Annotated in this window: 8 protein-coding genes and 1 tRNA gene; 5 read left to right on the plus strand and 4 right to left on the minus strand. The window is 58.6% G+C overall.

Annotation, left to right across the window (positions count from 1 at the left end):
* Positions 1 to 43: 43 nt before the first annotated feature.
* Positions 44 to 1303 carry an S-layer homology domain-containing protein gene (locus tag ACZA91_RS14055; protein ID WP_190531901.1) on the minus strand — a complete coding sequence of 420 codons (1260 nt, stop codon included), beginning with the start codon at positions 1301 to 1303 and terminating at the stop codon, positions 44 to 46.
* Between the two features lie 628 nt (positions 1304 to 1931).
* Here ACZA91_RS14055 and ACZA91_RS14060 point away from each other — a divergent pair.
* Positions 1932 to 3119: a GNAT family N-acetyltransferase gene (locus ACZA91_RS14060; RefSeq protein WP_190531899.1), complete on the plus strand. Its 1188-nt coding sequence runs from the start codon at positions 1932 to 1934 to the stop codon at positions 3117 to 3119.
* A 10-nt stretch (positions 3120 to 3129) separates the two neighbouring features.
* Here the strand turns inward: ACZA91_RS14060 and radC are convergent, their stop codons facing one another.
* Both radC and ACZA91_RS14070 read right to left on the minus strand, forming a co-directional pair.
* Positions 3130 to 3861, minus strand: coding sequence for a RadC family protein (gene radC / locus ACZA91_RS14065; RefSeq protein ID WP_190531897.1), 732 nt, complete (start codon positions 3859 to 3861; stop codon positions 3130 to 3132).
* A 190-nt stretch (positions 3862 to 4051) separates the two neighbouring features.
* Positions 4052 to 6736: a DUF3536 domain-containing protein gene (locus tag ACZA91_RS14070; protein WP_463182868.1), complete on the minus strand. Its 2685-nt coding sequence runs from the start codon at positions 6734 to 6736 to the stop codon at positions 4052 to 4054.
* A 329-nt stretch (positions 6737 to 7065) separates the two neighbouring features.
* Between ACZA91_RS14070 and ACZA91_RS14075 the strand changes: the two genes are divergently transcribed.
* The 4 genes from ACZA91_RS14075 to ACZA91_RS14090 all read left to right on the plus strand — a co-directional run bounded on the left by ACZA91_RS14075 (position 7066) and on the right by ACZA91_RS14090 (position 13402).
* Complete coding sequence (locus ACZA91_RS14075) at positions 7066 to 8388, plus strand: P-loop NTPase fold protein (protein WP_190355214.1); 1323 nt, start codon at positions 7066 to 7068, stop codon at positions 8386 to 8388.
* Positions 8385 to 10424 (plus strand): tetratricopeptide repeat protein, encoded by a 2040-nt coding sequence (locus ACZA91_RS14080; RefSeq protein ID WP_463182871.1) that lies wholly within the window; start codon positions 8385 to 8387, stop codon positions 10422 to 10424. The genes ACZA91_RS14075 and ACZA91_RS14080 overlap by 4 nt, the downstream gene beginning before the upstream one ends.
* A 471-nt stretch (positions 10425 to 10895) precedes the next feature.
* On the plus strand, positions 10896 to 13112 hold the full coding sequence (locus tag ACZA91_RS14085; RefSeq protein ID WP_463182872.1) for a DNA polymerase III subunit gamma/tau: 2217 nt from the start codon (positions 10896 to 10898) through the stop codon (positions 13110 to 13112).
* Between the two features lie 213 nt (positions 13113 to 13325).
* Positions 13326 to 13402 (plus strand) — tRNA-Met (locus ACZA91_RS14090).
* Positions 13403 to 13596: 194 nt separating this feature from the next.
* Here the strand turns inward: ACZA91_RS14090 and ACZA91_RS14095 are convergent.
* Positions 13597 to 14289, minus strand: coding sequence for a calcium-binding protein (locus ACZA91_RS14095; RefSeq protein ID WP_463182875.1), 693 nt, complete (start codon positions 14287 to 14289; stop codon positions 13597 to 13599).
* Between the last annotated feature and the right edge of the window lie 100 nt (positions 14290 to 14389).

The following is a 14389-nucleotide window of genomic DNA, read 5'->3' on the forward strand; positions in this document are numbered from 1 at the left end:
AATCAGGGTCTCAGTCCCGCTGCCGGGTTTGCGGACTTCCCGCCTAGCGAGCCGCCACCACAAAATCATCCGTGAGGGTCAGGTTCAGATTCGTTTCCGGTTGCACCACCAGCACATCGATGCTGTTGCGACCCAAGAACCGCTCGATTAGGCTCAAGAGCGCACCGCCACCCGCACCGATCAGCAACTCTTCCGTGGCGATCGCCCGATCGCCCGTCACCGCCGAGATGGCCGCCGCCGCCGCCGTCCCGATCGCCGTATTCTTCAGCAACCGACCCAAATCAGCCCCCTTGCGCACCGTTTCCGTCGTTGTAATCACACTGGACGTGGCCTTCAGGGAGCGCGTTGAACCATCGGGCATCACAATTTCCTGCGCCACAAACTGCGTCGCCTTGTCGCCGGCCGGCCGCAGATTTCCCTTCACTTGGCTGCCCGCCGGAATCAACACCTGGCCCGTGGTGGTGGTGATGTTGTTGCGCACATTAAAAGTCACCGGCAAGGTTTCATCCGGCATCAGCAGGATTTTTTCCTTCATGTAGCTCACAGGCAGGGATGTGCCCGCCGCAATCCGATAGTTGGTGGCCACGGTTTGAGCATTGGCAATATAAGGCGAACTCAGAGCCGCCACTCGCCCTTCACTGGTCAAGGCTTGGTAGAGAAAAGCCGCCACTTCCGCTCGGGTGGCATTGCGTCCAGGGTTCAAATAGCTGACGTTCGGATAGTTCACCACCATCCGTTTTTCAGTGGCTGCCGCGATCGGGCCGCGGGCAAAATTGGAAATGGCCCCACTATCCGCAAAGTTGCCTAAAACCTGTTCCGTGGGAGCCGCTGCTTGATAGTTCAAACCATTTGCCAACGCCACCAAAACCTGCTCACGCGGAATGTTTTGTTCCGGCAAAAAGATGCCATCGGGATAACCAGAAACAAAGCCCATTTCATAGGCGCGGCGAATGGCATCATAGGCCCAATGGCTGCTGGGCACATCTACAAAATTGATCGCGCTGCGGATGCTGCCCCGTTGATAAACCTTGCGTAACATGGCTGAAAATTCTGCCCGCGTGACCGGTGCATCGGGGCGAAAAGTGCCATCGGGAAAACCCGCCAAAATGTTTTGAGAAACCAGCGCGCGGATGTAATCACTGGCCCAATGATTGGCAGGTACATCAGGGAATGAAATGGTTTGGGCCACGGCCGGAGCAGGGGCAGCCAGAGGGGCAACCAGCATCGGGGTGATGGTGGTGACGTTCATTCCGAAGGTCATCAACAGAGCGGCGGCGGCTTTCCAGCGATTGCGATTCAGCATGGTTTTAAATCCTGAGGAGCGAGGGGGAACCCGATCAAGAATCCCCTGAAAAATTCTGAGAGAAGCATTCTGTGCGCTTCTTTGCATACTTCTGAAAAGGGGTTTAAAATCCGGAGATCGGAGGGATGGACAGTTGAAAAACTGGCAAATCTTGACGGAGCCGAGTATTTCAAAATTCCCAAACCCGATTGAATTCCGAGGTTTTCCTTCTCAGTTGCTTTATCAGACAACTGCGGTTCTCGGTTGGTTTCCTGGGGTGGGCCAGTTATCAATCTGTCAGGTTTGCAACTACTTGAAGCAACGAATCAGGGTGTTGAATTTCCTGGTTTTGAAAGCTTGTGACAATTAAGAATTTGGATGTTAATCACTGAAAATTGGAATGTTGACGAATAAAGAATCAGGCGATTCTTGAATCAGAAACCGAAAGTGCAAAATCGAAAATAATCAATCCAACGGCTTGAATAGCGGTTAAGGAAGGGGCTGAATTACTCACCCGAAAATTAAGGCCCTAGCCCCGATCGCAGCACTGGCGTTTGGGATTGACGATCGGGATTCGCCAACGGTTACCCCACCTGGGAATCAAAACCGCTACAGTAGGAGCAACCTGCCATGTGGGAGCGGCTGCGCGATGCCTGCTTTTTTGCCTCAAAATGCCGATCTTGTCCTGCGAGGGGCCCAATATCGCGATTTGGATGCGATCGCCCAGCTTGCGGCGGACTCAGCGGACTTTGACGGGCTAGGAAGCCCCCTGGAAACGGCAGGGGTGGATTGGCCGCGGCTGCGCACTTGGTATGGCTTATCGGCACTGATGGAGATGCTGGCCCCCAGCCAGCGACGGTTACGGGCCAGCGTGGCCGAGCGCGATCGGCGGGTTTGCGGGGCGATCGCAGTGATGCCCGTGAATCGATCGCGCAGCACTTGGCGTGTGAAGCAGGTGGCTGTGATGCCGGAATGTCGCAGCCAGGGCATCGGCTCCGAGCTGTTGCGCTACTGCTTTGAAACCATTTGGGAAGCACGCACCTGGATGCTGGAGGTGAATGTGCATGGCAAAGATGCCCTGGCGCTCTATCGCCAAAACGGATTCCAGCCGATCGCCCAGTTAACCTATTGGTCTATTCCGCCGGCCGCCCTCACAGCCCTGGCGGAGCGGGAACCGGACTTGCCCAACCTGATGCCGGTGGGGAATGCCGATGCGCCCTTGCTGTATCAACTGGATACGGCGGCCATGCCCCCCCATGTGCGCCAGACCTTTGATTTGCGCGTGGATGACTTCAAGGCGGATTGGTTGGCGGCCCTGGCGGACACCCGGCAGCGGATGGATGGGCTGGAAACCACGATGGGTTATGTGTTTGAACCCCAACGGAAGGCCGCGATCGGCTATTTCCAAGTGCGATCGCACCGATATGCAGCGCTGCCCCACCGGGCGGAGTTAACCGTGCATCCGGCCTATACCTGGCTCTATCCCGAGTTGATGGCCCAAATGGCGCGGATTACCCGATCGCTCAATCCCGATTTGCCCCTCTTGCTGGCTTCTGCGGACTACCAGCCGGAGCGGGAAGCCTATCTGGAAAGTATTGGGGCCGAGCGATTTGAGCATTCCTTGCTGCTGTCGCGATCGGTTTGGCACAAGCTGCGGGAGACTCGATCGATCTCTTTGGATGCTCTGCAAGAGATGCTGAACGGCTGGCAACCGGCCAAACCAATGACCGGCGGCGGTCGGGTCTATTGGTCGAGTGCTTGGGATGGGCCCACCTTTGACCCGCCGGAAGATCCCCCGGAGAATCCCGAAACGCCGGAGCCACCCGCCCAACCTTGAGCTAGCCCCCTTAGCCCATGGCGGGATAGGCGGCCCAAAGATCGGTGGTCTCGCGCAGGCTGCGAAATTCCCCATAGCCCACCACCAAATGATCCAACAGCGGCAGTTCCAGAAAATGGGCCCCTGCCAAAAGCTGCTCCGTGAGGGTCAAATCCTCAGGACTGGGGGTTAGGTCGCCCGAGGGGTGATTGTGAGCCACAATGCAGGCGGCAGCGCCCTGACGAATCAGCTCCCGAAAAATATCGCGAGGATGGGCCAGGGTTTGGGTTTCCGTCCCGATCGTCAGGACTTGGGTGGCTAGGAGTCGATTTTTGGAATCTAACAACAACAGGGCAAACCGTTCCTGCGGTTGCCACATCAAATCCTGACTGAGGGCAGCGGCGGCGGCGGCTGGGGTGTCAATCACGGCCCGATCGAGCGGTCGGGTTTGCAAAATCCGCTTGCCCAACTCCACTGCCGCCAAAATTGCCGTCGCCTTGGCATCCCCCACCCCGTGAATTTGGGTCAGTTCCGCCAAGGATGCATCGCGCAGGACGGCTAGCGGATCCTGGCGATCGCCCCCCAAGGTTTGCAAAATCAGTTGCCCCAACCCCACGGCCGAGAGCTTGCCCGGCCCTTGGCCCGTGCCCAACAAAATGGCCAACAGTTCCGCATTCGAGAGGCTGCGGGGGCCAAAGGCTGCCAACCGCTCCCGGGGGCGTTCTGTGGCGGGTAGATCCTGAATCCGAGGGTTGTAGGTCATAGGGCTGACATTTTGACCGCCCTTTATGATACTGAAAACCGCCGCCACAAAAGCAGAATAGACCTCTGATATCTCCGGTATTTCCGAGATTTTTGCGATCCGGGTTAGGATGCACGGCTGCCCGACGGGATTAGACTTGGGGCGATCGCCTCGGATTGCCCCTGATCGATTCAGATTGCTGCCAATTGGCTCAAGATGATCGGGGACGATCGATCAGCAAATTACTGTAGGGGCCCGGTCGCAGCCGCACGGCCAGGGCCTGCCCCAAATCCCCCAAACAGCCCAACCACCGATCATCCAAGGGCGCGGCGGCCATGGAACCCTGCCACCAGAAAAAGAGCCGCTCCTGCACCAAATCTAGATCTAAGGTGAGTTGAAGCGATCGGCTGAGGCTGGTGAGTCGCTCGATCGCATCCACAGCCACCCGGAACCCGCCCAGGGACTGTTCTGGGTCAGCGGCAGGATGCCCGCTCAGTTCCGTTTCCACCAAGCCCAATGCCCGTTCCAGCAACCGCCCGATCGCCCGCGTAATCCAAGGGGCAATTTCCAGCCCATCCAATTGACAGTGGAGGCGCTGGGCTTCGGCGGCCACCGCTTCCAACTCCGTTAGCGTTCCCGGCCCGGCCTCGATCGCTGCCAAGGGCCAAGTTTCCAACTCGCCGGCCAACCGCTGCACCAAGGCCAACACCCGCTGACCCAAGGCCAACTCCGCCGCCACCTGTAATTCGCGGGGAACCGGCAGCGCATCTCGATAGAACCGGGTCATGATCCCGCAGTTGTCACGATAGGCGCGATCGTACAGCGTATCCAGCCTTGCCGTTGTTTCCTGTACCAGCACCCGCATCAGCCGATCGCGATCCTCCGCACAGAGATCCGCCAAGGCAAATCCCCGGGACTGGCCGCCCATGGTGGCACTCAGGGCCAAGACCACCTGGGCCGCACTGGCAGACTCCAACGCCGCAAACAGCCGCTCCTTCAGCTTGCTGTAGGCTAATCGGCCTTGGAACGGCTGCACACAACAGTGAAAATCCCAACCGCCCAAGTGCAAGGCTCCAAAGACAAAATGGGCAGACTCGCCCGCAATATCCGAAGTCACCACCAACTCGCCCACGGCCAAAGCCAGGGATCCCAGCCGTTGCAGTTGGTAATCCTGCTGTTCGATCGTGTAGCAATAGGCTCGGCTTTGGCGTGGTTGGTTGGGAATCAAAGAGCCGATCGCGTGGGCCGCCACCACCTGCTCAAAACTGACATGATCATCCAAAACCAACTGTCGATAAACCTCCGCCCCGTCGCCAAATTCCGGCACGTTGCTAGGGGCCGCTGCCAGTTGGGCCACAAAGTCCGGCTCCAAATTCACGCCGGCCACTTCGGCCGCCAGCTCGATCGCCCGGCTGGCATAGCGCAAAATCTGCACCCCTTCCGGGCGAGAGATTTCCTCAAAAAACCAGCCGCAACTGGTGAACATCAACAGGGCATGGCGCTGCATTTCCAGCAACCGCAGGGCATCGATTCGCTCCTGGGCTGACAGGGGGCGGGCCCGATGACGTTCCAAAAATGCTGTCATCCGATCGGGCGATCGATCCAAAACCAACTCAATATATTCATCGCGGGCCTGCCAAGGATCCCGCAGCAGTGGTGTGGCATAGCGTTCAAACACCGCCACCAGTCGATCGCGCAAATAGTTCAAACTGTCCCGCAACGGTCGCCGCCAGCGCTGATGCCAGCCGCCGCCGCCGCCACAACCGCAATCATCCTGCCAGCGATCGACCCCGTGGGAGCAGCTCCAGGCCGTCACCGGCTTCATGGCCACCTCCCACTCCGGCGGGTGCAGGCTTAGGTAATGGGCAAAATTGGTGGTACACCAGCCTCGCCCCGGAAACTCCATGCTGAGGGCATAGGCCAAGCACTTTTCCTTATCGCGCTTGTGGTGACCAAAGGTTTCCCCGTCGGTGGCCACGGAAATGACCTGGCTGGGGCGATCGGCCCGCACCGCCGATCCCAACCGATCGGCAAAGGAAGCGGCACTGGTCAGCACATCCCCAAAACCCATGTCGCCGGAAATTGGCCCATCGTAAAGAAACAGATCAATGTAGCGATCGCGGGCCAAGGTGGCCGCCGGATCCGAAGGCGCTGCCGGGTCGATTGGCTCCGGTTCCCCTCCCTTAGGCACAAAACACCGATAAGACCGAGTGGGGTCAATTTGCCCCGATCCCACATCCACCCAATCCGGCTCCGGATCGGCTTCCGTGGGCAGCGGTCGGCAGCGCTGGGCCTGGGATGGGGCAAAAATCACAAATTTAATGCCCTCGTCGATGAGCACATCAAGGGTGGCGTAATCCACGGCTGTTTCCGCCAACCAAATGCCTTCGGGCGATCGACCAAAGCGCGATCGAAAATCCGCCACGCCCCATCGCACCTGGGTTTGCTTATCCCGCCGATTGGCCAGGGGCATGATGATGTGGTTATAGACCTGGGCGATCGCGTTGCCATGGCCCCCCAGCCGAGCCGCGCTCAGGCGATCGCCCTCCAAAATTCGGGCATAGGTGGCCGGGTCAAACCGCTCCAACCAGCTCAGCAGCGTTGGCCCCGCGTTAAAGCTCATCCACTCAAAATTGTTCACCAACCCCACGATCGCCCCCGAATCATTAAAAATTCGGGCGAAGGCATTGGGTCGATAGCATTCCCGATAAACCCGCTCATTCCAATCGTGGCAAGGGGCTGCGCTGGGCTGCCGCACGATCGCCTCCAAATAGGGATTTTCGCGCGGGGGTTGATAAAAATGCCCATGCACTACCACATAAACCCCAGAAGCGGGGCGATCGGGCATTGGCGAAACGGGGGCTGCGACGGTGCCTTCGTTCGATCGTTTTGCCATCCCCAAGCTCCTAAGCGCCAATTTCCGGTTGATTAACCCTCTAGCGGTTTAACACAAGCGCCGATCTTCCGCAAAATCTCGATCGATTTGTCCCATGGTTCCGTCTTCGGCGATCGGTTGGCGGCCGCTGATCCCCTGCCCAAGCGCCCGCAAGAACTCAGCAACCGGTGCGGGCTATGATTGACCCAAGCCCATGGTGAGGATAAAGCAGGCTAATTCTGACCAGCACCCCTGTGGCACAATGGCGACGATCGCCCCCATCGGCTGGGGTGATTAACCCAAGGGCAGATCGCCCGGTCTCTCGCCCGTTATTTCGTCTGTGGTTTCCCATGTCTGAAGCATCTTCGGCCAGCCTTGCCCGTTCCGAGGCCTTCCAAAAAGCCTTCCAAAACTTGCAGCTTCAACCCCTGGTGGCCGACCAAGATTGGAAAAACTTTGGGGTGAGCTACAACGATCGCTGCTTGGCGGAACTGGAGCAGCTCGTGGAAGACAGCACCGAGTCAGACAATCAATTCATCTTTGCGGGCCATCGCGGCTGCGGCAAATCGACGGTGCTGGCGGAATTTGCCAAGATGATGCGCGATCGCTACTTCACCGTCTTTTTCTCAATTGCTGATTTGATTGAAAGCTACTCAATCAATCACATCAATATTTTGTTCACCATGGCCGTGCAGTTGATGGCCAAGGCAGAAGCCGAGAAAATCGCGATTTCCCCCAGCAAGATCAACGCCTTTCGCAACTGGTTTAAAACCCGCACCCACATTGAAGAAGCATCAGTGAGTGGCGAGGCAGAAGTGGGCTTCGATCTATTTGGCTTGCTCAAAACCAAGCTGAAGACCGATGCCAAAATGCGGGAGGAAATCAAAACTGAATTTTCCAAGGATCTGCGTGATCTAATTGATACGATCAATAACATTGCTACCGAAATTCGGCTGGCTAGCGGTCAACCCATTCTGGCGATTATTGATGATCTAGACAAACTAGAGTTGACGCAAATTGATGAGATTTTCTACCGCAATTTGAAGTCCCTGCTAGAGCCAAACTTCATTGTGATCTACACAATCCCGATCGCCACCATTCGGGACACGCGCCTCAAAAGCCATCTGGAAACCGAAACCAGCACCAATATCTATGTGATGCCCGTGCTGAAGTTGTTTGCCAAAAACGATAGTCACCGGCCCGATGGGCAGCCCGTGCCCGATAAGTTCCAAACGCTATTGCAGATTCTCCATCGCCGGGTCGTGCCAGACCTGTTTGCCGAGGGAGTTGCTGAAAAAATTGTGCTTTATAGTGGCGGAGTCAATCGGGAATTGATTCGGATTGCCAAGGAATGTTGTCGCCTGATGCGGGTGGAGTTGCGTGTGCAACAACGGCGGGGTGCAGACATTAGCCAAGCTCAAATCGATCAGACCATTTTGCAAGAGGCGTTGGATTCGCTCCGCAATGAAATGTCGATTACCCTTGGCAAATCTGATCGCGAAATTCTGGAGCAAACCTATTTCAACTATCAGCCCGATGATCCAAAAGCCGATGAGTTTTTGAATCTCTTGCACAGCTTGTATGTGATCGAATATCGCAACAAAGAAAGTTGGTACGATGTGCATCCTTTGTTGATTGATCAGTTGCGAATTGAGCAGCGGATTGGCGGATGAACCCTGACGATCGCCCAGAAATCACCCCCGAAAACGATCGCACCTACGATCGCCTCGTTGCCTCCTTGGAAATGGGACTGGGGCAATTGCAGGTTTTGTTGGCTCGGTGCGACCACGATCGCCAACGGTTGGCCTGGATTGAGCGCTACGAATCCGAGTTGGCGGGCCAGGCGCAACCCCTGCGGGCCCGGCTGGATGCCCAAGACCCCAGCTTGCACCGTGCCGTCAGCCTGGCCTTGGCGGAGGCGGGGTCGGCGTTGCCCAGCCTGGTGACGGTGGTGGGGGCGGAGTCGTTGGGGCTGACGGGCCCCGAGCCGATCGAGAAGTTCCTGGGCTATTTGCAATGGACGCGGGAAGCCTTGCGGGAGTTGGCGCTCCCGATTGTTTTGTGGTTGCCATCACAGGTCTGGCCAGAGTTGCCGAGAAAAGCACCGGACTTTTGGAGCTGGCGGGATGGCGTGTTTTTGTTTGCGGTGGTGGCTCAGGAAGCGGCTACTTCATCAGAGATCCGTCCCGATCGCCTTGAGTCGCTGCCCTCGGACAGTGCCGATCCGGTGGGGCTATCAATCGCCGATCTAGAAGCTTCTTTAGCTGCTGCCGAAGCTGAACTGGGGCCGAGCAGCCTGGCCGTGGCGGATCTGCTGCGACAGTTGGGCGATCGCTATGCCGATCGCTACAAGGCAGGCCGGGGGACGGGCGAAGCGATCCCCGCTGAGGACTATTTCCAACGGGCGATCGCTACTTACGACACCCAGGAACCATCGGGAAACCTGGCCGCCAGCCTCAACAACTTGGCAAACCTCTACCGATCCCAGGGACGGTACGAGGCAGCGGAACCCCTCTACCGGCGATCTCTGGAAATCGTTGAGCGAGTGCTGGGAGCCAACCATCCCCTCACCGCCACTAGCCTCAACAACTTGGCAGAACTCTATCGATCCCAGGGAAGGTACGAGGCAGCGGAACCCCTCTACCGGCGATCGCTGGACATCCGTGAGCGAGTGCTGGGAGCCGACCATCCCGACACCGCCTCCAGCCTCAACAACTTGGCAGCACTCTACTATTCCCAGGGACAGTACGAGGCGGCGGAACCCCTCTACCGGCGATCGCTGGAAATTCGTGAGCGAGTGCTGGGAGCCGATCATCCCCAAACTGCCCTCAGTCTCAACAACTTGGCAGGACTCTACTATTCCCAGGGACGGTACGAGGCAGCGGAACCCCTCTACCGGCGATCGCTGGAAATCCGTGAGCGAGTGCTGGGAGCCGACCATCCCAACACCGCCTCCAGCCTCAACAACTTGGCAGACCTCTATCGCTCCCAGGGACGTTACGAGGCAGCGGAACCCCTCTTGCGGCGATCGCTGGAAATCTGTGAGCGAGTGCTGGGAGCCGACCATCCCGACACTGCCACCAGCCTCAACAACTTGGCAGTATTCTACGAATCCCAGGGACGGTACGAGGCAGCGGAACCCCTCTACCGGCGATCGCTGGAAATCCGTGAGCGAGTGCTGGGAGCCGACCATCCCAACACCGCCTCCAGCCTCAACAACTTGGCAGACCTCTATCGCTCCCAGGGACGTTACGAGGCAGCGGAACCCCTCTTGCGGCGATCGCTGGAAATCTGTGAGCGAGTGCTGGGAGCCGACCATCCCGACACTGCCACCAGCCTCAACAACTTGGCAGTATTCTACGAATCCCAGGGACGGTACGAGGCAGCGGAACCCCTCTTCCGGCGATCGCTGGAAATCCATGAGCGAGTGCTGGGAGCCGACCATCCTGCCACCGCCACCAGCCTCAACAACTTGGCAGTATTCTACGAATCCCAGGGATGGTACGAGGCCGCTGAACCCCTCTACCGGTGCTGTTTGGAAATTGCTCTAGCTAAACTCGGTCAAGACCATCCCAACACCCAAACATTTCGGCAAAATTTCCGTCACCTCGTGCAAACCGCCATCGAAGCCGATCGCACCGCCGAACTCTCCAACCACCCCCTCACCCAATCCCTCCTGCAAGAACTCACCACCCCACCCCACCCGTAGGGGCGCATCGCCATGCGCCCTCCGATACGCAAGATCTCCGCAAACCAATTCGGTTCAGGCGATCGACCTTGGCGGAGGGCGTACAGCGGTACGCCCCTACCCGGCGCGGAAAAATCGATTCTTGTGGGGCCACATCGCCATGCGCCCTCCGATACGCAAGATCTCCGCAAACCAATTCGGTTCAGGCGATCAATCCTGGCGGAGGGCGTACAGCGGTACGCCCCTACCGGCGCGGGAAAATCGATTCTTGTGGGGCCATATTGCCATGCGCCCTCCGATACGCAAGATCTCCGAGGGTCGATTCGTATCAAGCGATGAGGAGAGCGCCCAAGCCAAACCCTGAGACCGTCAGCGGTTGAACGTCGCTTCTCCCACCATTGCCACAGGGGACGGAATCTGGCAGGAGGCGATTTTCACAGCGGTTGTTTTATAAGATGGCTGTCTGGTCGCTTCATTGACCCGCTCCTAGCCATGCCCTACGAACCGCTGCACCACAAATATCGCCCACAACGGTTTGCCGACTTGGTGGGCCAACAGGCGATCGCCCAAACGCTGACCAACGCGCTTCAGCAGAATCGAATTGCGCCGGCTTACCTGTTTGCGGGGCCTCGGGGAACGGGCAAAACCTCCAGCGCTCGGATTTTGGCGAAATCGCTCAACTGCCTGAGCAGTGAGGGGCCCACGGCGGAACCCTGCGGCCATTGCCAAACTTGCGTGGAAATTACGCAGGGGCGGGCGCTGGATGTGGTGGAAATTGACGCAGCCAGCAATACGGGGGTTGACAACATCCGGGAGCTGATTGAGCGGGCCCAATTTGCCCCGGTGCAATGCCGCTACAAGGTTTATGTGCTGGACGAGGTGCATATGCTGTCGGGCGCGGCGTTCAATGCGCTGCTGAAAACCCTGGAGGAACCGCCGGCCCACGTGGTGTTTGTGTTGGCCACGACGGATCCGCAGCGGGTTTTGCCGACGATTATTTCTCGTTGTCAGCGATTTGACTTTCGGCGGATTCCCCTGGTGGACATGGTGAGCCACTTGGGGACGATCGCCCAACAGGAGTCGATCGAGATTGTGCCGGAAGCGTTGACCCTGGTGGCCCAAATTGCACAGGGGGGCTTGCGCGATGCGGAAAGCCTGCTGGATCAACTAAGCCTGGTTCCCACGGGGGTGACGGTGGAGGCCGTTTGGGATCTGGTGGGGGCTGTGCCGGAGCGAGATTTGCTGGCTTTGGTGTCCAGTTTGGCGGCGGGTGATGCGGAAGGGGCGGTGGATTGTTTGCGGCGGCTGATGGATCGGGGGCGGGAACCGACGATCGTGCTGCAAAATTTGGCGAGTTTCTATCGAGATCTGCTGATTGCGAAGACTGCGCCCGATCGGGGTGATTTGGTGGCCCTGACGGAGCCAACTTGGCAGCAACTCTGTGAATTTGCCCGCAGTCAGGAACTGAGCTGGATCTTGCATGGGCAGCAGTACCTCAAAACCGGCGAATCGCTACTGAAAAACTCCACCCAGCCTCGGTTGTGGTTGGAGGTGACTTTGATGGGGCTGTTGCCGGGGGCGGTGGCTTCGGTAGGGGCTGTTGGGTCGGTGGCTCCGATGCCGCCTCGCCCGATCGCCCCGATCGCGCTTCCGGCTCCTGTGCCGGCCCCGATCGCGCCCGTTTCAGTTCCTGTGTCGAGCGATCCGCTCTCGGCTCTGTTGGCCCAGTTGGGGCTAGATTCGGGGGCGATCGCCCAATTTGCCCAGGGCGTGACCCAATGGGCCCAAACGAATCCTGCCGCGCTGATGCAGTTGATCGGTTTGTTGCAGTCCGTGGGAGGTGTGGCTCCAGCCCCGATCGCAACAAGCACCCCCACCGCAACTCCCCCAAGCGCAACAACGGTTCCGGCGGCGATCGCTCCGGTGGCCGCTGTTCCCCAACCGGCCCCCGTGCCCACTCCCGCTCCGGAGCCGGCCCCGGTCAGCGCTGGGCCCGATGAAACCTTTGCACCGGAACCCAGCCCGATCACGCCGGTTCCCGCTTCTGCGGAGCTGGATCAACTGTGGCAAGCGATCTTGGTTCATGTGCAACCCCCGGCCACCAAGATGATGTTGTCGCAGATGGGGCAACTGCTGTCCTTTGATGGTCAAAACGCCGTCGTGGGGATTCCGCCCAGTTGGGTTGCCAAGTTTGAGTCCCGCACCAAGGCGATCGAAACGGCCTTTCAGCAGCACCTGCAACGGAGCGTCACGGTTGCGATTCGGGCCAATGTGGTGATGCCCCCCCAGACCAGCGCGCCCGCGTCCTTCCCAAAAAATCCACCCAGGGGAACGCCCCCCCCGCCCCCGAACCCAGCCCGGAACCCGAATCCGATGCCGACTACGGCCGCGAACCCAACGGCGGGCGGGTTTGGTGGGATCGCGACTAGGGTGGCTCCCCCGCCCACCGCATCCCCAGCCCTGTTGCCCACAGCTCCCGCTGCGAATCCCCTGCCGGCCCCGGCCCGGCCCCCCGCACCCGCCCCCGATCGCCCTGTGCGATCGCCTCAACTGCCCCCCGCCGCTTCTCCCCAATCCGTTTCGCCCCCTTCGCCAGCGGGGCCACCCCTGCCACCAGGGCCCGATGACTTGGTGGCCCGCAGTGCCCGTAGCTTGGCGCAATTGTTCAATGGCGAAATTGTGCAGGTAGACGATCTCGACATGTTTTGACCGGCGGTTGGGGCGATCGCTCAGTTGACCGGTGGGCGGATGGAGCCGATCGCGGCTAAGGCTGGGTCTGGTTGAACCGTTTGCTCAAACCGTTCGCTCAACGTTTTTTTCAGCTTTTTCAGCCCCCCTTTGGGCCCTTGTGGGTGGCGTGGGAGAAAATTTTCAGAAAGTAGTTGCTTTTTCTAGGGCTTCCGGTTATATTTGAATTCGCGCCGCGGGGTAGAGCAGTCTGGTAGCTCGTCGGGCTCATAACCCGAAGGTCAGTGGTTCAAATCCGCTCCCCGCCACCAAATCATCTGAACATCAAGTCAGAGCGAACTGAAGAAGAGACCCCTCAAAAGTCTCGAAATCTGAAACCCTAAAGACCGCCCCGCTACGAACCCGTAGCGGGGCGCTTTTGGTTTAGTGCGATCGCCAGATTTTGGTGCGATCGCCGTAGCAACGAATTGATCAACCCTTTGATCAGCCCTCAATTGGCAGCGGGCTACAGAACCCGTGGCCCTTCGGCAAAGGCTTGGGCCACTTGGCGATCGGTCGCATCCACCACAACTCCGATGATTGGCCCCACGGCTCCGCCCACACGAATCAACACATCCTTCACATCGGGACTGCCAAAACCCACAATCCGCGAATAGTCGAGGGAATTATCAAAAAATAGGTCTACCTGACGACTGATCGCGATGAAATCTCCACCGTTGAAGTCAAAATCCACAATCACATCGGCGCTCGCAATGGTTGTGGTGGCATCATCAACCGCCAGGACGAAGGTATCGCGCCCGGTGCCGCCGATCAGGGTGTCGATGCCCAAGTCGCCGGCCAGCAGATCATCGCCCTCTTGGCCGTAGAGAATATCGTTGTCGCGACCGCCACGGAGGGTGTCGCGTCCTGCGCCGCCTTCGAGTTGGTCGTTGCCCAGGTTACCCGTGAGCAGGTCATCCCCATCGCGACCAATCACAAAATCAAAGCCCTGGCCCCCAAAGAGCACATCGCTGCCTTCGTTGCCGATCAGGGTGTCGTTGTCGCTGTTGCCATAGAGGGTGTCGTTGTCGCTGGAACCGTTGATGTAATCGTTGCCTGCGAGGGCCCGCACACCCAGGCGGCCCTGCTGGCCGGCTGCGAGGGAGATGGTTTCGCTGTTGTTGGTGAGATCGAGATAGTCAATATCCGTCCGAGCCATGGTGAAGAATCTGTCCTCTGTTCAGGAATGGGTGGTCTTTAGGAATGGGTTAGGAACCGTCCAGCAATGCCGAGATGACCCGGGCAAGTGGAGCTGAGCT

The organism is Limnothrix sp. CMB-01, assembly GCF_055193175.1.

What these genes read in the sequence shown, in the direction of transcription:
- ACZA91_RS14055 (WP_190531901.1), bottom strand. Translation starts at nt 1,303, where the DNA reads ATGCTGAATCGCAATCGCTGGAAAGCCGCCGCCGCTCTGTTGATGACC.
- ACZA91_RS14060 (WP_190531899.1), top strand. Translation starts at nt 1,932, where the DNA reads ATGCCTGCTTTTTTGCCTCAAAATGCCGATCTTGTCCTGCGAGGGGCC.
- radC (WP_190531897.1), bottom strand. Translation starts at nt 3,861, where the DNA reads ATGACCTACAACCCTCGGATTCAGGATCTACCCGCCACAGAACGCCCC.
- ACZA91_RS14070 (WP_463182868.1), bottom strand. Translation starts at nt 6,736, where the DNA reads ATGGCAAAACGATCGAACGAAGGCACCGTCGCAGCCCCCGTTTCGCCA.
- ACZA91_RS14075 (WP_190355214.1), top strand. Translation starts at nt 7,066, where the DNA reads ATGTCTGAAGCATCTTCGGCCAGCCTTGCCCGTTCCGAGGCCTTCCAA.
- ACZA91_RS14080 (WP_463182871.1), top strand. Translation starts at nt 8,385, where the DNA reads ATGAACCCTGACGATCGCCCAGAAATCACCCCCGAAAACGATCGCACC.
- ACZA91_RS14085 (WP_463182872.1), top strand. Translation starts at nt 10,896, where the DNA reads ATGCCCTACGAACCGCTGCACCACAAATATCGCCCACAACGGTTTGCC.
- ACZA91_RS14095 (WP_463182875.1), bottom strand. Translation starts at nt 14,289, where the DNA reads ATGGCTCGGACGGATATTGACTATCTCGATCTCACCAACAACAGCGAA.